Origin of the sequence: Mesorhizobium liriopis, from assembly GCF_024053505.1 — a bacterium.
Taxonomy (GTDB): Bacteria; Pseudomonadota; Alphaproteobacteria; order Rhizobiales; family Rhizobiaceae; genus Mesorhizobium_B; species Mesorhizobium_B liriopis.
The window spans coordinates 324,291-349,772 of the sequence record NZ_JAMXQS010000007.1; the positions used below are offsets into that span (position 1 = coordinate 324,291).

Below are 25,482 nucleotides of genomic sequence, written 5' to 3' on the forward strand. Positions count from 1 at the left end.
AGGGGTTGAGGCGATGAATCCAGTCAACATCGTCATGGTCGAGGACGACGAAGGCCACGCGCGCCTCATCGAGCGCAACATCCGTCGCGCGGGCGTCAATAATCCGATCGAACAGTTCCGTGACGGGCGCTCGGCTCTGGAATACCTGCTCGGCCCGGATGGCTCGGGCGCGCCGTCGGCCAAGCGACACCAGATGGTTTTGCTCGACCTCAACCTGCCCGACATGAGCGGCATCGACATTCTCGCCAAGATCAAGGCCAACGAGCACACGCGCCGCTCGCCGGTCGTGGTGCTGACGACCACCGATGACAGCCGCGAGATCCAGCGCTGCTATGATCTGGGCGCCAACGTCTACATCACCAAGCCGGTGAATTATGAGGGCTTCGCCAACGCGATCCGCCAACTCGGCCTGTTCTTCACCGTGATGCAGGTGCCCGAGAACGGCTGATGGCATCCGCGCGCGTCCTTTATATCGATGACGATCCGGGACTCGCGCGTCTCGTGCGCCGGTCGCTCGAAGCGGCCGGCTATGCCATGGAGCATGCGGTTTCGGGCGAGGACGGTCTTGCGCGGCTTGCCGAAGAAGGGATCGACGCCGTGGCGCTCGATCATCATTTGCCGGGACAAAGCGGGCTCGACGTCTTGCAGGCGATCCGCGCGCATGAGAACGCGCCGCCCGTCATCTATGTCACGGGATCGGAAGATACGCGCATTGCGGTCGCGGCCCTCAAGGCCGGTGCGGCCGATTATGTCTTGAAGGATGTCGCCGGACATTTCCGCGAGCTTCTGGTGGAGGCCATCGCCGCCGCACTTCAGAGCGAGCGCCTGCGCCGTGCCAAGGAAGAGGCGGACCGTGCGGTTCGTGAAGCCCGCGACCGGGCCGAAATGCTGCTCAAGGAAGTGAACCACCGCGTCGCCAATTCCTTGAGCCTCGTCGCATCGCTGACGCGGTTGCAGATGAATGCGGTGGAGGATCCCGCCGCAAAGGCAGCGCTTGCCGAGACACAGGCGCGCATCAGTGCGGTCGCGGGCGTGCATCGCCGTCTCTACACATCGGCGGATGTGAAGGCCGTCGATATCCAGGCCTATCTCGAGAGCCTGATCGAGGAGCTGGAGGTGACGATGCGCATGGAAGGCCGTTCGCATACGATCCGGCTGCAATCGGATGCCATGCTGATCGATACGGACAAAGCGGTATCCATTGGCGTGATCGTGACCGAACTCGTCACCAATGCTTTCAAATATGCCTATCCTGATGGAAGCCGTGGCGAGATCCGCGTGCGCATCGCGGCTCAGGACAAGACCGTCGAACTGTCGGTCGAAGATGAAGGGATCGGCTGGCAGGGTGATGGACCGGTGAGCGGCACGGGCCTGGGCACGCGCATCGTGCAGGCCATGGCGCGCAATCTGCAATCGTCGCTCGTCTTCGAAAAGCCTGCCAAGGGCACGCGCGCACAGATCTCCTTTCCGCTTTGACCAAGCCTGCTTCCTTTGAAGACGCGGGTGCTGTGCTCGACGTCTCGCTTTCCGCGTTGAAGAGCAATTATCGACTGCTGGCCAAGCAAGCCGGCGCCGCGCGCTGCGGCGCCTCCGTGAAGGCCGATGCCTATGGCCTGGGCGCCTCATCGGTCGCTCAAGCTCTGGCCGAAGAAGGGTGCCGCGACTTCTTTCTTGCCCATCCGTCCGAGGCCAAGCGGCTCGTGGGGCTCGTGCCGGACGATGCCAGGCTCTTTGTCCTCAATGGTCTTCCGAAAGGCACCGAAGCCCTTACCGCCGATCTTCCGCAGCTCGTGCCGGTTCTGAACTCGGTTGCGCAGGCCGAAGCATGGGCGGTTGAATCCCAGAGGCAGGGCAGGGCGCTGCCGGCCGCACTTCACATCGATACCGGCATGTCGCGTCTCGGCCTCTCTGCCGGCGAGGCAATGCGGCTGAAACAGGAAGGGCTGTTGAGCCGGTTCGACCTGCAACTGGTGATGAGCCATCTCGCGAGTGCGGAAGATGCCGGCGCTGTGTCGAACAAGAGGCAACTCGACGCCTTTATCGCGATCCGTGTGGCTTTCGCCGATGTTCCTGCATCTTTAGCCAACGGCTCGGGCGTCTTTCTCGGAGCGGCCTATGCCTTCGATCTGGTCCGGCCGGGTGCCGCGCTCTACGGGCTGAACCCGCAAGCGAATACGACGAATCCGATGCACCAAGTCGTCCGGCTCAGCGCGCCGGTGATCCAGAACAGAATGGTCGAGGCCGGTGCTTCGGTGGGCTATAACGGCATCTTCACCGCCCCGCGCGCCATGCCGGCCGCGACCATCGCCATCGGTTACGGCGACGGCTGGCTTCGGCGCGCCGGCGGCCTTGCGGGGTTCTTCGAAGGTGTCCGCCTGCCGATTATCGGCCGTATCTCGATGGACACGACCGTTCTCGATTGTTCGGCGCTGGGCAAGCGCCTGTTGCAGCCCGGCGATCATGTCGAGCTGCTTTGCGAGAGCCAAACCCCCGACCAGGTGGCGGCGGCCTCTGGAACCATCGGCTATGAAATCCTGACTGCGATCGGCTCCCGCGTCAGACGCAACTACGTCGCTTAAGCCGCCGCACTTTTCTCGCCGATGCTGTCGAGTGCGCTAAGCGCATCGGCCGGCAGAACCAGATCGACGGCCGCCAGATTTTCCCGCAGATGCGCCACCGACGAGGTGCCGGGGATGAGCAGGATGTTGGGCTTGCGCTGGAGAAGCCAGGCGAGCGCCACCTGCATCGGCGTGGCGTTCAACTTCGCCGCCACGTCCGAAAGCGTCGAGGACTGCAGCGGCGTGAAGCCGCCGAGCGGGAAGAACGGCACATAGGCGATGTTCTGCTCTGCCAAGGCGTCGATCATCGCGTCGTCATCGCGGTGCGCGAGGTTATACATGTTCTGCACGCAGACGATCTCGGCGATGCTTTGCGCCTGCTTGAGCTGGGTCGGCGTCACGTTGCTGACCCCGATATGCTTGATCAGGCCGCGACGCTGAAGCTCGGCCACCGCCGTCATCTGTGGTTCGATCGAGCCTTCGCTCGGCCCATGTCCGTCGCCCATGATGCGCATATTGACGACTTCGATCGCGTCGAGGCCGAGATTGCGCAGATTGTCGTGCACGGCACTTTCGAGCTCGGCCGGGCTTTGAGCGATGTTCCACGATGCGTCATCGCCGCGCACGGCGCCGATCTTGGAAACGATCACGAGATCGTCGGGGTAAGGATGAAGCGCCTCGCGGATGATCTGGTTGGTGACGTGAGGGCCGTAGAAATCGCTGGTGTCGATATGATCGATGCCGCTTTCGACGGCTTCGCGCAGAACGGCGACTGCCGCCGCGCGATCCTTGGGCGGACCGAAAACGCCGGGGCCGGCCAGCTGCATGGCGCCATAGCCCATGCGCTTGACGGTGCGGCTCCCGAGCTTGAACGTGCCCGCCTTCTCGATATCGACTTTTTCGATGTTGGTCATAGTGACCTCCTTTGGAAACACGCCCCATAGCTAGCGCTTGCCTGTTCGCGCGATAACCGGTCAATATCCGTACGGGCTGTGCGGGAAAGCGAACAATGAAAGCTGCTCTGGGCGATCTCAACGCGTTCGTCGCAGTGGCGCGGGCGCGTGGCTTTCGCGATGGCGCGCGACTCCATGGGGCGAGCGCATCCGGATTGAGCGAAGCGGTGCGCCGGCTGGAAACCGGATTGGGCGTGCGGCTCTTCAACCGCTCGACGCGGAGTGTGGCGTTGACCGAAGCAGGTGAACGGCTGCTCGAACGGTTGAGCCCCGCACTGAGCGAGGTTGAAGCCGCGCTCGATGTGGTGAACACGTTTCGCGAGCGCCCGGCCGGCACCTTGCGCCTCAACGTGCCGGTCAGCGCCGTGCGTCTCGTCTTGCCCGCCATCGTGCCGGCTTTCCTGGCGGCTTATCCCGATATCAGGCTCGAAGTGACCGCCGAAGACGGGTTCGTCGATGTGCTCGCCGGGGGCTTCGACGCCGGCATCCGCTATGACGAGCGCCTGGAGCAGGACATGATCGCCGTGCCGATCGGGCCTCGGGTCCAGCGGTTCGCGGCCGCCGCTGCCCCATTTTATCTCGAGCGGTGCGGGCGGCCGGCGCATCCTCGCGATCTTCTTTCGCACGCCTGCCTGCGCGGACGTTTCTCGAGCGGCACGATGTTTCCCTGGGAGTTCGAACGCGCGGGCGAAACCGTGATGATCGAACCCGGCGGGCCGCTGGTCGTGCATGTAGGGCCGGCGACCGATCTGGCGGTCGATGCGGCTCTTGGCGGAACAGGCATCGTCTATCTGTTCGAAGATTGGCTGCGGCCCTTTCTCGACAGCGGGGCTTTGGAGCCGGTGCTGGAAGACTGGTGGCCGAGCTTTTCGGGGCCGTTTCTTTATTATTCTGGGCGCCGCCTTCTGCCTGCGCCCCTGCGCGCCTTTGTCGATTTCATCAAAGCGCGGGGGTAGAACATTCTTGTTGCCGCAATTCCGGACGCTAAACCGCTTGGCGCTTTACCGGAATTGCTTCAGCCGAACAGCGCGCGTTCCTTCTCGACTGCTCGCGTGATGAAGTTTGTCACAGCCTGCACATGGCGCAGCGGGCGGACGCTCTCGTGGTAGACCAGCCAGTAGGCCCGGCGCACAGGCGGAATGGCCGGGACGGCAACGAGATCGGGATGGGAACGGGCAATGAAAGCATGAAGAATGCCCAGACCCGCGCCCGCGCGCACCGCTTCGACCTGACCCAGCGCGGAAGACACCGCAAGCCCTGCTGGCCAGTCGCTCGCGAATTCCTGCGCATAGTCGAGCGAGGGGGTCGCGACCAGATCGGGAACGTAACCGACGAGCCGATGCTCTCCGAACTCGGCTCGCGACTTCGGGAGTCCATGTGCTTCGACATAGGATTTCGACGCGTAGATGCCGAGCGCATAATCGACGAGCTTGCTTGCCACCAACCGCCCTTCCGTTGGCCGCTCGACCGTGATCGCGATATCCGCTTCGCGGCGCGAGAGCGAGAAGGAAAGGGGCACGGGAACGAGCTGCACGCGCAGGCCCGGATGCTCGGCGGTCAGTGTGCCGAGATGACGAGCGAGAAAGGCCGTGCCGAACCCGTCCGGCGCACCGATGCGCACGGTGCCACTGACGGTTTCCGCCTCGCCCTCCATTGCGGCCTGCGCCGCGATCAATTCCGCTTCGAGGCGCTCGGCAGTCGGAAGTAACCGCTGACCGGCTGCGGTCAACGCGCTGCCGGTGGTCAGGCGACGGAAGAGCTTGGCATTGAGTGAAGCTTCGAGCGCGGCGATCCGGCGGGAAACAGTGGCATGGTCGAGCCTGAGCTTGCGCGCCGCTCCCAGAATCTGGCCCGCACGGGCAACGGCCAGAAAGATGCGCACATCGTCCCAGTTCACTTCACGTGTCTCCGCGCAATTTCGTATCTCTCGTTTATGTGTTCATGCATCTATGCACAACGGTTCGGCTTCCCTTGGCATTGCGTCCTGCGCCTCGCATCGCGACAATGCAGTCACCAGAACAAAGGGAGCGAAACGGATGGAAGACGTCGGACACTTCATCGGCGGCAAGCGGGTGCCGGGCAAGAGCGGCCGCGCACAGGATATCATGCAGCCCATGGACGGCACCGTGCGGGGACGCGTGGCGCTCGCCACCAAGGCCGAACTGCGCGAGGCGGTCGAGAATGCGAAAGCCGCGCAGCCGATCTGGGCCGCCACCAACCCGCAGCGCCGCGTGCGCGTGCTGGCGAAGTTTCTCGAACTCGTTCATCGGGAATATGACGAACTGGCCGAACTGCTCGCCCGCGAGCACGGCAAGACCATCGCGGACGCCAAGGGCGACATCCAGCGCGGCCTCGAAGTGGTCGAAGTGTGCCTCGGCGCACCGCATATGCTGAAGGGCGAGTTCACCGATGGTGCCGGCCCCGGCATCGACACCTATTCCATGCGCCAGCCGCTCGGCGTGGTGGCGGGCATCACGCCTTTCAACTTCCCGGCCATGATCCCGCTTTGGAAGATCGCGCCCGCGCTTGCGTCCGGCAACGCCTTCATCCTCAAGCCTTCCGAGCGCGATCCGGGCGTGCCGATGCGCATCGCCGAACTCTTCATCGAGGCTGGTCTGCCGGCGGGCGTTCTCAATGTCGTTAACGGCGACAAGGAAGTGGTGGACGCGATTCTCGACGATCCGGACATCAAGGCCGTCGGCTTCGTCGGGTCCTCGCCGATTGCGCAGTATATCTACAGCCGCGCGGCTGCGAATGGAAAGCGCGCGCAGTGCTTCGGCGGCGCTAAGAACCACATGATCATCATGCCCGATGCCGACATGGACCAGACGGTCGATGCGCTGATCGGCGCGGGCTACGGCTCGGCCGGCGAGCGCTGCATGGCGATCTCGGTGGCGGTGCCGGTAGGCGAGGAAACCGCGAACCGGCTTGTCGAAAAGCTCATTCCGCGTGTGGAAAGCCTGAAGGTCGGGCCTTCCACTGATTCCACTGCCGATTACGGCCCGCTGGTGACCGCTCAGGCACTGGAGCGCGTGAAGGGCTATGTCGATCTCGGCGTCGAGGAAGGCGCCAAGCTCGTTGTCGACGGTCGCGGCTTCAAGATGCAGGGCTACGAGAACGGTTACTATCTCGGCGGCTGCCTGTTCGACCATGTCACGCCCGACATGCGCATCTACAAGGAAGAAATTTTCGGACCCGTTTTGTCGGTCGTGCGCGCCAAGAATTATGAGGAGGCACTGCGCCTGCCCAACGAGCATGAATACGGCAATGGCGTCGCGATCTTCACCCGCGATGGCGATGCGGCCCGCGACTTCGCGTCAAAGGTCGAGGTCGGCATGGTCGGCATCAATGTGCCGATCCCCGTGCCGATTGCCTACTACACTTTCGGCGGCTGGAAGGCGTCGGGCTTCGGCGACCTCAACCAGCACGGACCAGACGCTTTCCGCTTCTACACCAAGACCAAGACCGTTACCTCACGTTGGCCGTCCGGCGTGAAGGAAGGCGCGGAGTTCGTGATTCCGACCATGAACTAGAGCCTCTCCTCCCTCTGTTTTCAGGGGGAGGGGAATCATTTCGGAGGAGCCGCCGCAGCCATTCCACCGAATGGTGTCCGGCCTTCTTCCTGTGTTAAGAATCGAGCGTTCCGATAAGCCATCGGAGCGCTCAAATTTTTTGGGATACGTCCAGCGAAAATTAACCGACCGTCAACTTTCTCACAGAAGCGTGATGGAACGTCGAGGCTGGCAATCGCCTTTTTTGTGCAATCCGGACGGCGGGAATGCCCACCCCGGAAAAGAGTTCAAAACAAGCCGGTCAGGGGGTTGCCGGGTGTGCTCAGGGGAGCGCGCCATGGACAGCGCAGGGCCGTGGCCTTTGGAGATCGTCATGTCCCGTATCGCACTCGGCCTTGCTGCCATCGCGTCGGTCGGCGCGGCATTCCTTCCCTCCACCGCTTCCGCTGGTGAGAACCTCTGTGGCGCGCGTGTCGAGATCGTTTCCAAGCTTTCCCAGCATTACAAAGAGCAACCTTCGGCGGTCGGCATGGTCGACAAGAACGCGGTGCTTGAGGTGTTCGTGTCCGATACCGGCACATGGACCATCATCGCCACAGGCACCGATGGCAATTCCTGCGTGCTGTCGTCCGGCGATGGCTGGCAGGCCAAGGATTTCGTGGTCGGCAAGGACGCCTGACCACCCTCTACTCATCACAGTTCCCTGCCCGACTTGGCCCGATGCGAAAGCGTCGGGCCTCGTTGGTTTGGGGGCTATTTTTCGGAAGCCAGGACTTCCAGCACCGCATGCGCAGCCTTGATGCGGGCCGCGTTGGGGAAGTTGCGGTTTGCGAGCATGACGATGCCGATCCGCTTCTCTGGCACGAAGGCGGCATAGGCGCCGAAGCCGCCCGTCGATCCGGTCTTGTTGAAGAGCGTCGCTTCGGAGGGCTTCTGCGGCGTGTCGAGCCGGGTTGCGGTTTTCGCTTCGGTTGCCATCTCGGTCGAATTGCCCTCGAGCAGCCGATCGAGTGTCACAGGGAAGGGATACTTCTCCCAGCCGAGCCCCTGCACCATCGGCCCGATCCTGAAATAGCCGAGATGCGTGCCCGCGATTGCCTTGCGCATGGTGGGCTCGAGTTTGCTTGGATCGATGTTCGCTTCGATGAAATGGATCATGTCGGCGGCGTTCGACTTGATGCCATAGGCTTCCGCGTCGAAGGCGCCCGGATTGACGCGGATGAGTTTGCCGGCTTTGCTCGTGCCCCAGGCGTAGCGCGCCATTTCGGTTTCGGGCACACGAATGAAGCTACGCTTCAGCCCGAGCTTGGGCAGAACCGTTTCTTCCATCTCAGAGCCAAATCCGCCGCCCAGCGCAAGTCCTGCGACATGGCCGAACAGGCCGATGCTCGGATTGGAATAGCGTCGCTTTTCGCCGGGCGCCGCATCGGGTTTCCACTGGCTGAGATATGAGACGGCTTTTCCGTCGTCGGACACCTCGTCCGGGAACTGCAGAGGCAGCCCGCCGACCGTGTAGGTGCCGAGTTCGAGCACGCTTGCCTTGTCGATCCGCGCGCCCTTGAGCTGCGGCAGGAATCGGCTTGGATGGTCGTCCAGCGCCATCTTGTTCTGCGCCACGGCATAAGTGCCGAGCGTAGCCGTGAATGTCTTACTGACCGAGCCGAGCTCGAACAGCGTATCCTTGGTAACAGGCACATCCTTGCCCTTGGCGGCGGTACCGTAGCTGACGAAATACTCCTCGCCGTCGAGCGTCACGCCAATCGCCATGCCGGGCACATCATATTCGTCGAGAAGCGGGCGAAAGGCCTGGTCGATCGCGCTGGTGACAGTCTCTGCACGGTCGGCGGCGCCCGCGGCTTGGGAAAAGAAGCAAATGGCGAGAAGTGCCAATGCGGCTTTCTTCGTGGGTGTCAAAAGAGGATCTCGCATGGGTGAAAGTCAGCCGGTTCGCGGCGGCGGCATAAAGGCACGCGCAATATGGCGTGAGCGAGACCGGCGCGTCCTGCTTCCTTAGGCTGCCTATGGCGTGAAAGCGGAACCAGAGGTGGCGGCTGCGGGGCTACAGCGCTTTTGCGTCGCGGGGCGCGAAGGGGGGCGGCAACCGGGTCCACCGCCTTCATAAGAGGATGCGTTCGCGGAACGAGAAAATCGTTTCCAGCGCACTCAGCGCACCACTGGAGCGGCCGGAACTGCCAAATATCCTATAACCCCCGTTCAGCGCTCTGTGGCTATCACCACGCCTCTCCGCCCCGCCTGGTATTTCTCATGCGGGGAGAGAGAATGGCCTGCCACCTCGGTTTTGCCTTTCGCCGACATTGTGGAAGCCACAATGATCACGAAGCTGCCTCTCTCCTCTTGTGGGAGAGATGTCCGGCAGGGCAGAGAAGGGCAACCGTCGCTCTAGGTGCCTCGCGTGGCCATTTCAGACCCTAATCCTTCCATCACCATTCTTGGTGCCGGCATCCTCGGCATCGCGATTGCTGCCGAACTGGCGGAAGCCGGCCACGCCGTTTCCGTTTTCGACCGGACCGGCATCTGCGAGGAAACGAGTTCGGGCAATGCTGCCGCACTCGCCTTTCCGGATTACCTTCCACTCGCGCATAAAGGCATGTTGCGCCAACTGCCGCGCTGGCTGCGTGATCCGCTCGGCCCGCTTTCGATCCCGCCCGCCTATTTCCTGCAGCTTTCGCCCTGGCTGATCCGCTTCGTGCGCGCCGGTCATCCGCGCCTTTTCGAGGCGGGCGTCGCCGCACAGGCCGCGATGATGCGGCTGGCGGCAGACGAATGGGCGGGGCTTTCCGAGCGAGCGGGCATGGCCGGCATGATCCGGCATGACGGCTCGATCGATCTTTACGAGGGGGAGCGGGAGTTCCAGGCTTCGCTTCCCGGTTGGATGGTGCGGGAGAAGGCGGGAGTGCCGTTCGAGCATGTTACCGGCGCGCGGCTTGCCGCGTTGCAGCCCGGCCTCTCGCCGCGCTTCACCCATGGCACCTTCATGCCGACATGGAAAACCGTGTCGGACCCGAAGGAGTTCGGCAAGGCGCTCTGGACTTATGCTGAAAGCAAAGGGGCACGCTTCGCGCGGAAGACCGTAACCGGCATCGAGCGTTCGGGTGAGGGCGCGATGCTCCGTTTTGCCGATGGCACGACGCATCATTCTGCGCGGCTCGTGATTGCGGCCGGCGCATGGTCGCATCATTGGGCACGCCTGTTCGGCGACCGTATCCCGCTTGAAACCGAGCGCGGCTACAACACGACACTGCCGGCCGGTGCGTGGGACCTCAAACGCCAGCTGACATTCGTCGGCCACGGCTTCGTGGTGACGCCGCTCGCCCACGGCATCCGCATCGGTGGGGCGGTGGAACTGGGCGGGCTCAAGCGTCCGCCCAATTATGGGCGCTCCAAGGCGATGCTGAGGAAAGCCGAGCAGTTCCTGCCCGGCTTGAAAACGGAAGAGGGGCGCGAATGGATGGGCTATCGGCCATCGCTGCCCGACTCTCTCCCCGTGATAGGAAGATCGAGCGCGCCCAACATCTTCTATGCCTTCGGCCACGGCCATTTGGGCCTTACCCAGGCTGCGGCGACGGGGCGCCTTATGCGCGAGCTGGTTTCGGGCGAAAAGCCCTCGCTCGATCTCGCACCCTTTTCGCCCAAGCGTTTCTGAAAGGCGTCTTGCCATGGCCCGCCACAGTTTCTTCTGCATCGATGGCCACACCTGCGGAAATCCGGTGCGCCTCGTAGCCGGTGGCGGCCCACGCCTCGATGGCGCCACGATGATGGAACGCCGGGCGCATTTCCTGCGCGACTATGACTGGATCCGCACCGGTCTGATGTTCGAGCCGCGTGGCCACGACATGATGTCGGGCTCGATCCTTTATCCGCCAACACGCGAGGACTGCGATATCGGCATCCTGTTCATCGAGACCTCCGGCTGCTTGCCGATGTGCGGCCATGGCACCATCGGCACCGTCACCATGGCGCTCGAACAGGGGCTGGTATCGCCGAAAGTGCCGGGTACGCTGCGCCTCGACACGCCTGCCGGCCTCGTCACCGCCGAATATCGGGAAGAGAACGGCTTTGTCGAAGAAGTGCGCATCACCAATGTGCCGGCCTTCCTTTATGCCGAGGGGCTCGAAGTGGACTGCCCGGTGCTGGGGGTGCTTACGGTCGATGTCGCCTATGGCGGTAATTTCTATGCGATCATCGAGCCTCAGCCGAACTACCGCGACATGGCCGACCATTCGGCGGGCGATCTCGTCGCCTGGAGCCCGGTGCTGCGCCAGCGCCTCAACGAACTCTATTCCTTTGTCCATCCACTGAACGAGAACATCCGCGGCTTGTCGCACATCCTGTGGACCGGCGAACCGACGGTGGAAGATGCGGACGCGCGCAATGCGGTGTTCTATGGCGACAAGGCCATCGACCGTTCCCCATGCGGCACCGGCACATCGGCCCGCATGGCGCATCTTCATGCCAAGGGGCGGTTGAAGGCGGGCGACAGCTTCAACCACGAATCGATCATCGGCTCGCTGTTCAAAGGCCGAATCGAGCGCGAAGTGCCGGTCGGGAATCGCACTGGTATCATCCCATCCATCGGCGGCTGGGCGCGTCAGACGGGCTTCAACACCATCTTCATCGACGATCGCGACCCTTTCAGGCATGGCTTCACGGTGAAATGAGCGGCAAAGCCGTGACCAAAATGCCCACACGGTGGGCAACCGCCCATCGTCATGAAAATTGGCGTTGCTTTTATGACTTGAGCCTCTAGAGACTTGGTCCAAACAACCAAAAGGGCTGCGCCAACTTGCGCGCGAAAGCCCTCGGGGAGCCGCGAGGCAACATGGAATATTTTATCCAGCAGCTCATCAACGGGCTGACCCTGGGGTCCATCTACGGTTTGATCGCCATCGGTTATACGATGGTCTACGGCATCATCGGCATGATCAACTTCGCCCATGGCGATGTGTTCATGATCGGCGCCTTCATTGCCCTGATCGTTTTCCTGGTCCTCACCACGGTCTTCTATTCGATTCCGGTCGCGCTCGCACTTTTGATCATGATGATCGTCGCGATGCTTCTGACCAGTCTTTACAACTGGACGATCGAGAAGGTGGCCTACCGTCCCCTGCGCGGCTCGTTCCGTCTGGCGCCGTTGATCACTGCCATCGGCATGTCGATCGCGCTTTCGAATTTCGTGCAGGTGGCGCAAGGCCCGCGCAACAAGCCGATCCCGCCGCTCGTCGGCCGTGTCTACGAGATCGGCGGCGTGGTGATCTCGCTCAAGCAGATCATCATCGTGGCGGTCACCGCCGTGCTCTTGACGCTGTTCTGGTATCTGGTGAACAAGACCGCGCTTGGCCGCGCCCAGCGCGCCTGTGAGCAGGACCGCAAGATGGCGGCGCTTCTCGGCATCGACGTCGACCGCACCATTTCGATCACCTTCATCATGGGCGCCTCTCTCGCCGCCGTCGCCGGCACGCTGTTTTTGATGTATTACGGCGTGATCGTCTTCTCCGACGGCTTCGTGCCGGGCGTGAAGGCCTTTACCGCGGCCGTTCTCGGCGGCATCGGCTCGATCCCCGGCGCGGTTCTGGGCGGCCTCCTGATCGGCTTCATCGAAAGCATGTGGTCGGCCTATTTCTCGATCGACTACAAGGACGTGGCCGCGTTCTCGATCCTCGCCATCGTGCTCATCTTCATGCCTTCCGGCATTCTCGGTCGGCCCGAAGTGGAGAAGGTTTGATCCGATGACGCAAGCTGTCTCCCTCTCCGCTCCCGCCACCACTGCGCCAAGTCCGATCGCACGGGCTGTTCGCGAAGCGCTCTTCGCGGGCGTCATCTCCTTCGGCCTCTTCGTGCTCTTCATCGGGCTCAAGAGCGACCAGAACATCGACAACCGCCTGATCGTCGTCACGCGCTGGGGCACGCTCGCCATCGTGGTGGCGCTCACCATGCTCGGCCGCTTCCTGTTTGTGGGTTTCCTGGCACCCGCCTTCCAAGCCCGCAAGGCCCGCAGGGCCAAGGTCGAGGTCGTTTCCGAAGCCGGTTTCGTCAAGCGCAACCTGCTGGCGATCGCGATCTTCGCGCTCTTCCTCTACCCCGTCTTCATCATCTCGACAGCGGGGCTGCAGGGCTCGCTGAAATGGGTCGATAATTTCGGTATCCAGATCCTCATCTATGTGATGCTTGCCTGGGGCCTCAACATCGTGGTCGGCCTCGCAGGCCTTCTCGATCTGGGCTATGTCGCCTTCTACGCTGTCGGCGCCTATTCTTATGCGCTCTTGGCCAGTGAACTCGGCTGGTCGTTCTGGATCCTGCTGCCCACTGCCGGCATTCTTGCCGCCTTCTGGGGCGTCATCCTCGGCTTCCCCGTGCTGCGCCTGCGCGGCGACTACCTCGCCATCGTGACACTCGCCTTCGGCGAGATCATCCGTCTGGTGCTCATCAACTGGCGTGAAGTGACCAACGGCTCCGCCGGCATCTCCGGCATTCCGAAGATCGACTTCTTCGGCTGGTTCACCTTCAACGTGTCCGACCCGAACTATTTCGGCAAGGTGTTCGGACTCGGTGTGTCCGGTGCCTACTACAAGATTTTCCTCTACTACCTGATCCTGCTCCTGGCGCTTCTGACGGCTTTCGTCACGATCCGCTTGCGCCGGATGCCGGTGGGCCGTGCCTGGGAAGCGCTGCGCGAAGACGAGATCGCCTGCCGTTCGCTCGGCATCAACACCACCAACACCAAGCTGACGGCCTTCGCCATCGGTGCGATGTTCGGCGGCTTCGCCGGCTCTTTCTTCGCCGCGCGCCAGGGCTTCGTCAGCCCGGAAAGCTTCGTGTTCCTCGAATCCGCGATCATCCTCGCCATCGTGGTCTTGGGTGGCATGGGCTCGCTGCCGGGTATTGCCATCGCCGCCGTCGTCATGATCGGCGGCACCGAGATCCTGCGCGAGATGAATTTCCTGAAGCTCATCTTCGGCCCGTCCTTCACGCCCGAGCTCTACCGCATGCTCTTGTTCGGTCTCGCCATGGTGATCGTGATGCTGTGGAAGCCGCGCGGTTTCGTCGGCTCGCGTGAACCCACCGCCTTCCTGCGTGCTCGCAAAGCCGTTTCCTCCAGCTTCACCAAGGAAGGTCACGGCTGATGGCTGCCACCGCGACGCAGAAAGTTGCCGGCGCCATGCCGGAGGGCGCGATCCTCGCGGTCGAGCACCTGTCCATGAAGTTCGGTGGGCTGATCGCCATCGGGGACCTGTCCTTTGAGGCGCAGCGTGGCGAGATCACCGCGCTGATCGGCCCGAACGGTGCAGGCAAGACCACCGTCTTCAACTGCATCACGGGCTTCTACAAGCCGACCGAGGGCATGATCCGGATGCAGCGCAAGACGGGCGAGGAGTTCCTTCTGGAACGCATGCCCGACTTCCAGATCCCGGCCAAGGCCAAGGTCGCGCGCACGTTCCAGAACATCCGTCTGTTCTCAGGCATGACGCTGCTCGAAAACCTGCTCGTCGCCCAGCACAACAAGCTGATGAAAGCCTCGGGCTTCACGGTGATGGGCTTGTTGGGTCTTGGCGGCTATCGCAAGTCGGCGGCGGAAGCCAAGGAACTGGCGCAGTTCTGGCTGGAAAAGGCCGATCTCGTGGATCGCGCCGACGATCCCGCAGGCGACCTTTCCTATGGCGCACAGCGCCGTCTCGAGATCGCGCGCGCCATGTGCACGGGTCCCGAGCTTCTCTGCCTGGACGAACCGGCCGCCGGCCTCAATCCGCGTGAAAGTCTCGCGCTCAACACGCTGCTCAACGACATCAAGGACACCACCGGCACCTCGATCCTCTTGATCGAGCACGACATGTCGGTGGTGATGGAAATCTCCGATCACGTCGTGGTGCTCGAATATGGCCGCAAGATCGCGGATGGCACACCTGCCGAGGTCAAGGCCGATCCGCGCGTGATCGCTGCATATCTCGGCGTGGACGACGAGGAAGTGCAGGACGTGCTTGTCGAAGTGGGCGACGCGGAAGTGATCCACGAGCTCGACGCCGAACCCAGACCCGACCAGGCGCCGGAAAATTCCGCATCCATGCTCGCCGGTCCCGTCGAGGAAACGATCGCGCAGAGCGGCGACGAGGTCGCCATCGCCGATCCGGGTGCGTCAAAGGCCGCCCAGATCGATCGACTGAACGAGGAGAAGCGCTGATGGCGCCCAACGCGCTTCTCGATGTGCGCAATGTCGAGACCTATTACGGCAATATCCGTGCGCTGAACGGCGTCGATGTCTCCGTCAACCAGGGGGAGATCGTGGCACTCATCGGTGCCAACGGTGCCGGCAAGTCCACCCTGATGATGACGATCTTCGGCTCACCCCGCGCGCGCTCGGGCCAGATCGTGTTCGACGGCACCGACATCACGCAGATGCCGACCCATGAGATCGCACGCCTGCGCATCGCGCAGTCGCCGGAAGGTCGCCGCATCTTCCCGCGCATGACCGTTCTCGAAAACCTCCAGATGGGGGCTTCGCTCGACAAGCTGAAGTTCTTCGACGAGGACGTGGAAAAGGTCTTCACGCTTTTCCCGCGTCTCAAGGAACGCATCAACCAGCGTGGCGGCACGCTGTCGGGCGGCGAGCAGCAGATGCTTTCCATCGGTCGCGCGCTCATGGCCCGGCCGCGCCTTCTTCTGCTCGACGAGCCGTCGCTGGGGCTCGCGCCCTTGATCGTGAAGGGCATCTTCGACGCGATCCGCGAACTCAACCGGACCCAAGGCCTCACCGTGTTCCTGGTCGAGCAGAACGCATTCGGCGCGCTGAAGCTCGCCACACGTGGCTATGTGATGGTCAACGGTTCCGTCACGATGAGCGGCACCGGCAAGGACCTTCTGGCCGATCCGGAAGTGCGCGCAGCCTATCTCGAAGGCGGCAGGCACTAGGGGCGAGGGGAGAGACACGATGTTTCAGGGAATCCTCCACGAAGAGCCGTCGATCTGGCAGTTCGCGCTCGTCACTGTCGTGCTCGGTGGCTGGGCCGCCTGGATGACGGGCCGCGCCTGCGCCAAGACTTGGCGGCATTGGCCATCGTTGATCGTTTACCTGCTGGGCCTCGGACTTGCCGTGCGCTTCATCCATCACGCGCTCTTCAACGGCACCATGCTGACGCTGCAGTACTACTTGGTCGATACGGTGATTCTCATCGTCTTCGGCGTGCTCGGCTACCGCTACACGCGCGCCGGACAGATGACGCGGCAGTATCACTGGCTTTATGAGCGCTCTGGGCCTCTGGCCTGGAAGCTCAAGGGCTGAAGGGCCAAGGTTTCAGCCATGGTTCCAGGTGGATTCACTTCGTTTGGAGCCGGCAATCCAAGTATCACGAATCGGCGTGACAATGACCGAGAAATCGGCAAACTGGCCTTTCTGCGATCCAGGGGTGGGCATCGCAAGAAGGGCGGAGAACACGCCCGAGCCACTCAAGCCTGCCTTGATTTCAATGGGAGTTCAGGAATGAAGAAGTCACTCATGTCCGCCGTGGCCCTGACCGCGCTCGTCGCGTTCAGCGGTTCCGCCTGGGCGGACGTCATGGTCGGCGTCGGCGGTCCGGTCACCGGCCCGAACGCCGCCTTCGGTGCCCAGCTCCAGAAGGGCGCCGAGCAGGCAGCAGCCGACATCAATGCGGCCGGCGGCATCAATGGCGAAAAGATCCAGGTCGTTGTCGGCGACGACGTGTCTGATCCCAAGCAGGGCGTTTCGGTCGCCAACAAGTTCGCTGCCGACGGCGTAAAGTTCGTGGTCGGCCACTTCAACTCGGGCGTCTCGATCCCGGCTTCCGAAGTCTATGCCGAAAACGGCATCATGGAAGTTTCCCCGGCCTCGACCAACCCGCAATATACCGAGCGCGGCCTGTGGAACACGTTCCGCACCTGCGGTCGTGACGACCAGCAGGGCAAGGTCGCCGGCGACTACCTGACGAAGAACTTCAAGGATGCGAAGATCGCCGTCATCCACGACAAGACGCCTTATGGTCAGGGCCTTGCCGACGAAACCAAGAAGACGCTCAACGCCAATGGCGTGACCGAAGCCGTCTATGAAGGCATCAATGTCGGCGACAAGGACTTCTCGGCTCTCATCGCCAAGATGAAGCAGGCCGGCGTCACGATCGTGTATTACGGCGGTCTGCACACCGAAGCCGGTCTGATGATGCGCCAGCTCGCCGACCAGGGCCTCAAGATCCCTCTGATGTCGGGCGACGGCATCGTGTCGAACGAACTTGCCTCGATCGCGGGCGATGCCGTGGACGGCACGCTGATGACGTTTGCGCCGGACCCGCGCAAGAACCCGGCCTCCAAGGAACTCGTCGAGAAGTTCCGCGCTGCCGGCTTTGAGCCAGAGGGCTACACGCTCTACGCGTACACCGCGCTGCAGGTGATCGCGGAAGGCGCCAAGGCCGCCGGCTCCAACGATCCTGAAAAGGTCGCCGAGGCCGTCAAGGCCAAGGGCCCGTTCAAGACCGCCATCGGCGAACTCGGCTTCGACGAGAAGGGCGACATCACCCGTCCGGACTACGTGATGTACAAGTGGGGCAAGGGCTCCGACGGCAAGTACACCTACACCGAAGAAGCCACTCAGTAAGCTGAGGTTTCTCGTCTGACTTGATGGTGCCCGGCGCTTGCGTCGGGCATTTTCATTTCAAAGTTGACCAACGTCGTCGGGCAGACAGCAGTTCAATCTGTGCCGCGCTTGCCATCCCTTCCCTGGGGATTTCCAAACCGATTTAACTCCGCCCGCAGTTTCCGTTTGCACTGCAGCACCGCTGCGCTAATCATGCGCCGCTTTTCACTTTCCCCTGCGGAGCGCCGCCCTTGCCGATCAAGAAGATTCTCGTCGCCAATCGGTCTGAAATCGCCATTCGCGTGTTCCGCGCGGCCAACGAACTGGGCCTCAAGACCGTGGCGGTCTGGGCGGAAGAGGACAAGTATTCTCTCCATCGTTTCAAAGCCGACGAGAGCTATCCGATTGGGCGTGGGAGCCATCTCGAAAAGGATCTTGGGCCGATCGAAAGCTATCTTTCGATTTCCGAGATCATCCGGGTCGCCAAGCTGTCGGGCGCGGATGCCATCCATCCCGGCTACGGCCTTCTTTCCGAAAGCCCCGAATTCGCAGAGGCCTGCGCAGAAGCTGGCATCACCTTCATCGGGCCCAAGCCCGAAACCATGCGCCGTCTTGGCAATAAGGTCGCCGCGCGCAATCTGGCGATCGAGATCGGCGTGCCGGTGGTGCCCGCCACCGAGCCGCTGCCCGATGACCTCGGCGAGGTCGCCAGGATGGCGGAGGCGATCGGCTATCCGCTGATGCTCAAGGCCTCATGGGGTGGCGGCGGGCGCGGCATGCGCGTGATCCGCTCCGAAGGCGACCTTTCGCGCGAGGTGACCGAAGGCCGCCGCGAGGCCAAGGCCGCGTTCGGCAAGGACGAGGTCTATCTCGAAAAGCTCGTCGAACGCGCTCGCCACGTGGAAGTGCAGGTACTGGGCGACACGCATGGCAATGTCGTCCACCTCTTCGAGCGTGACTGCTCGATCCAGCGACGCAACCAGAAGGTCGTGGAGCGCGCGCCGGCGCCTTACATGGACGATGCGTCACGCGCGGCCTTGGCCGAAAACGCCATGAAGCTCGCACGCGAGACCGCCTATATCGGTGCCGGTACGGTCGAGTTCCTGATGGATGCCGACACGGGCGAGGCCTATTTCATCGAGGTCAATCCGCGCATCCAGGTCGAGCATACGGTGACGGAGGAAGTCACCGGCATCGACATCGTCAAGGCGCAGATCCACATCCTGGACGGTCATGCCATCGGCACGCCTGAAAGCGGCGTGCCCGCGCAAGCGGACATCAAGCTCAACGGTCACGCGATGCAATGCCGCATCACGACCGAAGACCCCGAGCACAACTTCATTCCCGATTATGGGCGCATCACAGCCTATCGCGGCGCGACGGGTTTCGGCATCCGGCTCGATGGCGGAACGGCCTATTCGGGCGCCGTCATCACGCGCTTCTACGACCCGCTGCTCGAAAAAGTCACGGCTTGGTCGCCGGATGTGAAGGAAACCATCGCCCGCATGCACCGCGCGCTGCGCGAGTTCCGCATCCGCGGCGTGGCGACCAACCTGACCTTTCTCGAAGCCATCATCAGCCACCCGAAATTCCAGGACAATTCCTACACCACGCGCTTCATCGACGAGACGCCGGAACTGTTCGAGCAGGTCAAGCGGCAGGACCGCGCGACCAAGCTCCTGAATTATCTCGGCGACGTCACCGTCAACAGACACCCCGAGACGCGCGGGCGGCCCAAGCCCAACCCGGCGGCTGCGGCCCCCATCGTGCCTTTCCTGAACGGTGCGCCGATTCCTGACGGTTCCAAGCAGCGCTTCGATTCACTCGGGGCGGAAGGCTTCTCACGCTGGATGCGCGAGCAGAGGGAGGTGCTCGTCACCGACACGACCATGCGCGACGCGCACCAGTCGCTTCTTGCCACGCGCATGCGCACCAACGACATCGCGGCCATCGCCGGCACCTACGCACGTGCCCTGCCGCAACTGCTTTCGCTCGAATGCTGGGGCGGGGCGACCTTCGACGTGTCCATGCGCTTCCTCACAGAAGACCCTTGGGAGCGCCTGTCGCTGATCCGCGAAGGCGCACCGAACCTGCTTCTCCAGATGCTGCTGCGCGGCGCCAACGGTGTCGGCTACACCAACTATCCCGACAATGTCGTGCAGCACTTCGTGCGCGAGGCGGCAAAGGGCGGCATCGATCTCTTCCGTGTCTTCGACTGTTTGAACTGGGTCGAGAACATGCGTGTCGCGATGGATGCGGTGCGTAGCGAAGGCAAGCTCTGCGAAGCGGCGATCTGCTATACCGGCGATATCCGCGATCCGAACCGCGCCAAATACAATCTCGACTATTATGTGAAGCTTGCGGGCGAACTCGAGCGCGCGGGCGCCAACATCATCGCGGTCAAGGACATGGCAGGCTTGTTGAAGCCCGCCGCCGCACGCACTTTGTTCAAGGCGCTGCGCGAGGCGACCGATCTGCCGATCCATTTCCACACGCACGACACGTCGGGGCTTTCGGCTGCAACGGTGCTGGCCGCCGTCGACTCCGGCGTGGACGCGATCGATGCGGCGATGGACGCGCTGTCCGGCAACACCTCGCAGCCCTGCCTGGGGTCGCTGGTCGAGGCACTCAAGGATAGTGAGCGCGATCCGGGGCTCGATCCTGAATGGATCCGACGCATCTCGTTCTACTGGGAAGCTGTGCGCGCCCAGTATGCGGCCTTCGAAAGCGACCTCAAGGGGCCGGCTTCGGAAGTCTATCTGCACGAGATGCCCGGCGGGCAATTCACCAACCTCAAGGAGCAGGCCCGCTCGCTCAACCTCGAAACGCGCTGGCACGAGGTGGCGCAGGCCTATCACGACGCCAATCTCATGTTCGGCGACATCGTGAAGGTCACGCCCTCGTCGAAGGTCGTGGGCGACATGGCCTTGATGATGGTCTCCCAGGACTTGTCGGTGGCGGATGTCGAGAACCCGGCCAAGGATATCGCCTTCCCGGATTCGGTCGTGTCCATGCTGCGTGGCGATCTGGGCCAAGCTCCCGGCGGCTGGCCGGAGGGTTTGCAGAAAAAGGCACTGAAGGGCGAGACGCCCATCACCGAACGCCCCGGCGCGCTGCTGGAGGCCGCCGATCTCGACGCGTTGCGCAAGGAGGGCGAGGAAAAGGCCGGGCGCAAGCTCTCCGAGCAGGAATTCGCGTCCTACCTGATGTACCCGAAGGTCTTCACCGACTTCGTGGCAGCCCATGAGAATTACGGCCCGGTCAGCGTGCTGCCGACGCCGGTCTATTTCTACGGCATGGCGGTCGAGGACGAGATCCTGATCGACATCGAGAAGGGCAAGACGCTCGTCGTGCGCCTGCTCGGCATCGGCGAGGCGGACGAGAAGGGCATGGTGACGCTCTTCTTCGAGCTCAACGGCCAGCCCCGCCGCGTCAAGGTGCCCGATCGCGTCCGCAGCGCTTCGGCTTCCAAGGCTCGTCGCAAGGCGGAGCAGGGCAACGACGCCCATGTCGGCGCGCCAATGCCGGGCGTGGTGTCGGGCCTGTCGGTGAAGCCGGGACAGGCTGTGAAGGCCGGCGATATCCTGCTTTCCATCGAAGCGATGAAGATGGAAACCGCACTCCATGCGGAACGGGACGGGACGGTGGCCGAAGTGCTGGTGAGCACGGGCGAGGGGATCGACGCCAAGGACTTGCTGGTGGTGTTCGAGTGAGAGGATTGGCTTCTCGCCTGGATCAGCCGGCCAGTTCCTGCTGATCAATCGAGAGGGCGACCTTGCTCCCACCCTGCATCCCTCGCACAAAGGGGGACGGTGGACGTGACCGCGGGCCTTCCTCCAAGCTGGCCGCCAAGCTTAGAAGCAGAGCGCGGCATGGATCTCTCCCCTGCCACCGGAGGGTGAGAAGCGACGGCGTTCACGGCGGCGAAAAGCCACGGGATGGCTTTTCGGGCTTTGAGCGCCTTGAGCCATGCGGAAGGCAGGTAAGGGGTGGGGGTGACGCTCACACCTGAATTCCGCCATTCGCAGTCTCGGTCAGAGCGCCCATACCGTAACGGTCCAACTATCCGCGAAGGGGCAGGCTTCATTGTTTCATACCAGCCACCAAAAGTGACTACCCGCCCCGCTGTCGCGTTTCCTGCCTTCCCTTTATAAGCCGCTCGGCACACAGGGGGATGTTCGTGGACGCAGCCAATCATCTTGTTGCAGCACGCCGCGCTCGCTGGGCCGTTGCAGCACTGTTTCTCGGCAACGGCTTCATGGTCGGCAGCTGGGCGCCGCATATCCCGCTGCTGGTTGGGCGGCTCGAGATCAGCGCGGGCGTGCTCGGTATCCTGATCTTCTTCTTCGGTGTCGGTGCACTGGTCAGCATGCCTTTTGCGGGCTGGCTGATGAGCCGCTTCGGTCAGAAGCCGGTTCTCCGCTTCTTTGCTCTCATGCAAGGCCTGGGGCTTCTTCTGGTCGAGCTGTCGCCGGCTGTGCCGGTGGCTGCGCTCGCCATGGCGTTCTTTGGCGCGTCCATCGGCTGCACGGATGTGGCGATGAATGCCTCGACCGTCACGGTGGAGCGACAGTTGGGCAAGGCCGTGATGTCGTCCATGCACGGCTTCTGGAGCCTGGGTGGCTTCGCAGGCGGCGCTTTGGGTGGCTTGCTGATCAAGACGGTCGGTGTTCTGCCGCATGCGGTGATCGTTGCCGTGCTTGTCGTGGGTGTCGGCTTCCTGATCCGACCGCTCTTCATCGAGACCGATGAGAAAGCGGCAGCGACTGCCGGCAATGCAACGCGCAGCAGCGGCTTTCCACGCCAGCCCATCCTCTACATTCTGGGCCTGTTGGCGCTGTTCTGCTTTGTGAGCGAAGGCGTGGTGCTCGATTGGGCCGCGCTCTATCTCACGCGCGAACTCGGCTCGGACGTCGCGGTGGCGGGCCTGGCCTATGCTTTCTTCGCAGGCGCCATGGCGCTGATGCGCTTTGCGGGTGACGGAGTGCGTAACCGCTTCGGCGCGGTGCCGACCATGCGGGCATCCGCGCTCGTCGCAGGATTGGCCATGCTCGCCGCATCATTGGCGCCGATGCCGTGGCTCGTCATCGCAGCTTTTGCGGTCTGCGGCCTCGGCGTTGCCAACACTGTGCCGATCATCTTCTCGGCTGCCGGCAACCAGCCCGGCGTGAGTTCGGCTGCCGGCATGAGTGTGGCAACGACCATGGGCTATGCCGGCATTCTGCTGGCGCCGGGCTCGATCGGCTTTGTCGGTGATCATGTCGGCTTCGCGCCCGTCTTCGCCGCGATGGCCGCGCTTCTTTTCGTGGTTTTCCTTGCCAGTCCCCTCACGCGTTCGGCGGACAGCGACCACGGCGGCGCCGGCCATTAAAGAGACGGACGCGGAACGCCTCTCCGCGTTCCGCGCCCGTCATGCGACTGACTTCAGTTCGTCTTAGATTCTTCCGAGCAGAAGCAGGATCAGAAGCACCACCAGCACCACGCCCAGAATGCCGCTCGGGCCATAGCCCCAGCCGCGCGAATAGGGCCATGCCGGGATAGCGCCCACGAGCAGGAGGATCAGAATGATGAGAAGGATCGTGCTGACAGTCATGGTGTTTGAGCCCCTCCGGCTAAACAAGTGTTGAAACAAATGTGAAATGCTTTTGCCGGTCGCCGAGTTCCGTGGATCGGCGCGTCGTGGCACCCATGGTTGACAAGCTGTTGCAGCTTGGCCACCTGAGGCCGATTGAACTCATGCATCTTTGTCGGGAGGTCGCTCTTGGCCGCTGATCCAACCAGTCTCAAGCCGCGCCGCCAATCGGTGGGCGTCAGCGTCGGCGGCGTAGTCGTGGGCGGTGATGCGCCGATCGTCGTGCAGTCCATGACCAATACCGACACAGCGGATATCGATGGCACGGTGGCGCAGGTCGCAGCGCTCCATAAAGCGGGCTCCGAGATCGTGCGCATCACGGTGGACCGCGACGAGGCCGCGGCCGCTGTCCCGAAGATCCGCGAGCGGCTGGAACGGCTCGGGCTCGATGTGCCGCTGGTCGGCGATTTCCACTATATCGGCCACAAGCTGCTTGCCGATCATCCGGCCTGCGCCGAGGCGCTGGCAAAGTACCGCATCAATCCCGGCAATGTCGGCTTCAAGGACAAGAAGGACAAGCAGTTCGGCGCGATCATCGAGACGGCGATCCGCTACAACAAGCCCGTGCGCATCGGCGTCAACTGGGGATCGCTCGACAACGAGCTGCTCACCAGCCTGATGGACGAGAACCAAGCCAAGGGCTTCCCGATGACGGCGGCCGAAGTGACGCGCGAGGCCATCGTGCGCTCGGCCATCATGTCGGCGGAACTCGCCGAGGAAATCGGCCTGCCGCGCGACAAGATCATCCTGTCGGCCAAGGTCAGCCAGGTGCAGGACCTGATTGCCGTTTACAGCGAACTCTCGCGCCGCTCGAACCACGCGCTGCATCTGGGCCTGACCGAGGCCGGCATGGGCACCAAGGGGATCGTGTCCTCGTCGGCCGCGCTCGGCATCCTGCTTCAGGCCGGCATCGGCGACACGATCCGCATCTCGCTGACGCCCGAGCCTCGTGGCGACCGCACGCGCGAGGTGCAGGTGGCGCAGGAATTGTTGCAGGTCATGGGCTTCCGCCAGTTCCTGCCCGTGGTCGCCGCCTGTCCGGGCTGCGGGCGCACCACCTCGACCGTTTTCCAGGAATTGGCCGAGAAGATCCAGGGCGACATCAAGCGCAACATGGCCGAATGGCGGGTGCGCTATCCCGGCGTCGAAAGCCTGAAAGTGGCCGTGATGGGCTGCATCGTGAATGGGCCGGGCGAATCCAAGCACGCCGATATCGGCATTTCGCTGCCTGGCACCGGCGAGATGCCGTCCGCGCCTGTGTTCATCGACGGACGCAAGGCTGCGACCCTGCGCGGGCCCGACATCGCCGCCGATTTTGAGCAGATGGTCGCTGATTATGTGGAGCGCCGCTTCGGCGTTGCCACTGAGGCGCCGGCCGCTGCCGAGTAAGTTCGCTCTTTTCCTTGCAATCCTCGGGCTTCTGGCGCTCGCCGCCCCGGCCAGCGCCGACCCGCCGCGCAAGCGCACCGACCGCTCCATCAATCGCGTCTGCGAACTGATTGCCATCCATGCGGAGAGCAACGGCCTGCCCCCGGCCTATTTCGCGCGGTTGATCTGGAAGGAAAGCCGCTTTTCGGCCAGCGCGGTCAGTCCCGTGGGTGCCGAGGGCATTGCGCAATTCATGCCGGGCACGGCCCGCTTGCGCGGCCTTGCCGACAGTTTCGACATCGAGCAGGCCATTCCGGCGTCCGCGCGCTATCTGGCCGAAATGCGCGCCGGGTTCGGCAATCTCGGTCTGGCCGCCGCTGCCTATAATTCGGGCGAGGGGAGGGTGACCCGCTGGCTGGGCAGCGGTGGTTTCCTGCCCCTCGAAACAGAGAACTACGTTCTCGACATCATGGGCGAACCCGCCGACAATTTTACCGATCGCAACCACGAACCCGAAACGCGACCGCTCGACAAGACTAAGGACTTCCAGGCCGCCTGCCGCAATCTGCCTATGACCGAGCCGGATACGATCGCCATGTCCACGGTCGTTTCGAAGCCTTGGGGCGTGCAGGTGGCCGGCAATATCCGCCGCGCGGCCGCCTTGCGCCAATGGCAGCGCGTCAGTGCGCGTTTCGGGATGCTTTCCGCCTATGATCCGGTCGTCAGTCGCGTTCGCAACGGGCGGAGCCGGCGTGGCATCTATGCCGTGCGCATCGGCGCTGAAAGCCGCAGGGAAGCTGGTGACATCTGCCGCCAGCTGCAAAGTGCCGGCGGCTCATGCGTGGTGCTGCGCAACCGCTGAGCC

22 protein-coding genes are annotated in these 25,482 nt (G+C 63.1%); 18 read left to right on the top strand and 4 right to left on the bottom strand.

What is annotated here, in order from left to right; genetic code table 11:
* The first annotated feature begins 13 nt into the window (after positions 1-13).
* Genes NGM99_RS15875 through alr form a run of 3 tightly spaced genes read left to right on the top strand, consistent with a single transcriptional unit; the run spans position 14 to position 2,579 of the window.
* The gene (locus NGM99_RS15875; RefSeq protein ID WP_252820623.1) at positions 14-448 is read left to right on the top strand and encodes a response regulator; all 435 of its coding nucleotides are present in this window, start codon (positions 14-16) and stop codon (positions 446-448) included.
* Positions 448-1,476 (top strand): sensor histidine kinase, encoded by a 1,029-nt coding sequence (locus NGM99_RS15880; RefSeq protein ID WP_252820625.1) that lies wholly within the window; start codon positions 448-450, stop codon positions 1,474-1,476. The genes NGM99_RS15875 and NGM99_RS15880 overlap by 1 nt, the downstream gene beginning before the upstream one ends.
* Positions 1,473-2,579: an alanine racemase gene (alr, locus tag NGM99_RS15885; protein ID WP_252820627.1), complete on the top strand. Its 1,107-nt coding sequence runs from the start codon at positions 1,473-1,475 to the stop codon at positions 2,577-2,579. Before NGM99_RS15880 ends, alr begins: the two co-directional genes overlap by 4 nt.
* On the opposite strand, the gene NGM99_RS15890 is transcribed toward alr, so the two are convergent.
* Positions 2,576-3,472 carry an aldo/keto reductase family oxidoreductase gene (locus NGM99_RS15890; protein ID WP_252820630.1) on the bottom strand — a complete coding sequence of 299 codons (897 nt, stop codon included), beginning with the start codon at positions 3,470-3,472 and terminating at the stop codon, positions 2,576-2,578. The genes alr and NGM99_RS15890 overlap by 4 nt on opposite strands.
* A gap of 95 nt (positions 3,473-3,567) precedes the next feature.
* Between NGM99_RS15890 and NGM99_RS15895 the strand changes: the two genes are divergently transcribed.
* Entirely contained in the window at positions 3,568-4,467 is a 900-nt protein-coding gene (locus tag NGM99_RS15895) for a LysR family transcriptional regulator (protein WP_252820632.1), read from the top strand.
* A 59-nt stretch (positions 4,468-4,526) separates the two neighbouring features.
* On the opposite strand, the gene NGM99_RS15900 is transcribed toward NGM99_RS15895, so the two are convergent.
* Entirely contained in the window at positions 4,527-5,408 is an 882-nt protein-coding gene (locus NGM99_RS15900; RefSeq protein WP_252820634.1) for a LysR family transcriptional regulator, read from the bottom strand.
* Positions 5,409-5,547: 139 nt separating this feature from the next.
* Here NGM99_RS15900 and NGM99_RS15905 point away from each other — a divergent pair, with 139 nt between their 5' ends.
* The gene (locus NGM99_RS15905) at positions 5,548-7,044 is read left to right on the top strand and encodes a CoA-acylating methylmalonate-semialdehyde dehydrogenase (RefSeq protein ID WP_252820636.1); all 1,497 of its coding nucleotides are present in this window, start codon (positions 5,548-5,550) and stop codon (positions 7,042-7,044) included.
* Positions 7,045-7,396: 352 nt separating this feature from the next.
* Positions 7,397-7,702, top strand: coding sequence for a hypothetical protein (locus NGM99_RS15910; RefSeq protein WP_252820638.1), 306 nt, complete (start codon positions 7,397-7,399; stop codon positions 7,700-7,702).
* 74 nt (positions 7,703-7,776) lie between these two features.
* Here NGM99_RS15910 and ampC read toward each other — a convergent pair whose 3' ends face one another.
* Complete coding sequence (gene ampC / locus NGM99_RS15915) at positions 7,777-8,952, bottom strand: class C beta-lactamase (RefSeq protein ID WP_435371440.1); 1,176 nt, start codon at positions 8,950-8,952, stop codon at positions 7,777-7,779.
* Between the two features lie 490 nt (positions 8,953-9,442).
* Between ampC and NGM99_RS15920 the strand changes: the two genes are divergently transcribed.
* From NGM99_RS15920 to NGM99_RS15965, 10 genes are all read left to right on the top strand, one after another.
* Positions 9,443-10,687 (top strand): NAD(P)/FAD-dependent oxidoreductase, encoded by a 1,245-nt coding sequence (locus NGM99_RS15920; protein WP_435371443.1) that lies wholly within the window; start codon positions 9,443-9,445, stop codon positions 10,685-10,687.
* Positions 10,688-10,700: 13 nt separating this feature from the next.
* Entirely contained in the window at positions 10,701-11,702 is a 1,002-nt protein-coding gene (locus tag NGM99_RS15925) for a 4-hydroxyproline epimerase (RefSeq protein ID WP_252820645.1), read from the top strand.
* A 161-nt stretch (positions 11,703-11,863) separates the two neighbouring features.
* Positions 11,864-12,766, top strand: a complete 903-nt coding sequence (locus NGM99_RS15930) for a branched-chain amino acid ABC transporter permease (RefSeq protein WP_252820647.1) — start codon at positions 11,864-11,866, stop codon at positions 12,764-12,766.
* Positions 12,767-12,770: 4 nt separating this feature from the next.
* Positions 12,771-14,165: a high-affinity branched-chain amino acid ABC transporter permease LivM gene (gene livM, locus NGM99_RS15935; RefSeq protein WP_252820649.1), complete on the top strand. Its 1,395-nt coding sequence runs from the start codon at positions 12,771-12,773 to the stop codon at positions 14,163-14,165.
* A complete protein-coding gene (locus NGM99_RS15940) occupies positions 14,165-15,217 on the top strand; it encodes an ABC transporter ATP-binding protein (RefSeq protein ID WP_252820651.1) in 1,053 nt (350 codons plus the stop codon). Before livM ends, NGM99_RS15940 begins: the two co-directional genes overlap by 1 nt.
* A complete protein-coding gene (locus tag NGM99_RS15945) occupies positions 15,214-15,945 on the top strand; it encodes an ABC transporter ATP-binding protein (RefSeq protein ID WP_252820832.1) in 732 nt (243 codons plus the stop codon). Before NGM99_RS15940 ends, NGM99_RS15945 begins: the two co-directional genes overlap by 4 nt.
* A gap of 19 nt (positions 15,946-15,964) precedes the next feature.
* Positions 15,965-16,315, top strand: a complete 351-nt coding sequence (locus NGM99_RS15950; protein ID WP_252820653.1) for a DUF6867 family protein — start codon at positions 15,965-15,967, stop codon at positions 16,313-16,315.
* Positions 16,316-16,513: 198 nt separating this feature from the next.
* The gene (locus NGM99_RS15955; protein ID WP_252820654.1) at positions 16,514-17,638 is read left to right on the top strand and encodes a branched-chain amino acid ABC transporter substrate-binding protein; all 1,125 of its coding nucleotides are present in this window, start codon (positions 16,514-16,516) and stop codon (positions 17,636-17,638) included.
* 230 nt (positions 17,639-17,868) lie between these two features.
* Complete coding sequence (gene pyc / locus NGM99_RS15960) at positions 17,869-21,330, top strand: pyruvate carboxylase (RefSeq protein ID WP_252820656.1); 3,462 nt, start codon at positions 17,869-17,871, stop codon at positions 21,328-21,330.
* A 467-nt stretch (positions 21,331-21,797) separates the two neighbouring features.
* On the top strand, positions 21,798-22,988 hold the full coding sequence (locus tag NGM99_RS15965) for an MFS transporter (protein ID WP_252820658.1): 1,191 nt from the start codon (positions 21,798-21,800) through the stop codon (positions 22,986-22,988).
* Positions 22,989-23,051: 63 nt separating this feature from the next.
* Here the strand turns inward: NGM99_RS15965 and NGM99_RS15970 are convergent, their stop codons facing one another.
* Entirely contained in the window at positions 23,052-23,210 is a 159-nt protein-coding gene (locus tag NGM99_RS15970) for a DUF3309 family protein (RefSeq protein WP_252820660.1), read from the bottom strand.
* Positions 23,211-23,378: 168 nt separating this feature from the next.
* On the opposite strand from NGM99_RS15970, the gene ispG reads away from it, so the two are divergent.
* Together ispG and NGM99_RS15980 are read left to right on the top strand one after the other, a co-directional pair.
* Positions 23,379-24,638 carry a flavodoxin-dependent (E)-4-hydroxy-3-methylbut-2-enyl-diphosphate synthase gene (gene ispG / locus NGM99_RS15975; RefSeq protein WP_252820663.1) on the top strand — a complete coding sequence of 420 codons (1,260 nt, stop codon included), beginning with the start codon at positions 23,379-23,381 and terminating at the stop codon, positions 24,636-24,638.
* Entirely contained in the window at positions 24,613-25,479 is an 867-nt protein-coding gene (locus NGM99_RS15980; protein ID WP_435371444.1) for a lytic transglycosylase domain-containing protein, read from the top strand. Before ispG ends, NGM99_RS15980 begins: the two co-directional genes overlap by 26 nt.
* Positions 25,480-25,482: the final 3 nt, after the last annotated feature.